Source organism: Staphylococcus canis, assembly GCF_016238445.1.
Classification (GTDB): domain Bacteria; phylum Bacillota; class Bacilli; order Staphylococcales; family Staphylococcaceae; genus Staphylococcus; species Staphylococcus canis.
On record NZ_JABANU010000122.1, the window covers coordinates 1 to 243 of the forward strand.

At 37.9% G+C, this 243-nt stretch carries 1 protein-coding gene; it reads left to right on the forward strand.

Features of this window, described 5'->3' with window-relative positions:
• Positions 1-243: transposase family protein (locus HHH54_RS11180; RefSeq protein ID WP_198618841.1), on the forward strand; the 243-nt coding region annotated here is incomplete at both ends.

Here is a 243-nt window from a genome sequence, read left to right on the forward strand (position 1 = left end):
TAGCTACGAACCTACGGGTTGCGAGTGTTGTGGTATCAAAAATATTAATCATACTGTCATTAAGCATGGATCACGTCAAACTACTGTATATATGGGACTTGTATTTGATAGACCTGCTCATATTAAGCTGAAAAAGCAACGCTTCTACTGTAAGGAGTGTGGTCAGACTTATACAGCTAAAACGCCTTATATTGATGCACGTTGTACAATTTCCAATAATGTCAAACTCATGATGACAAAGCG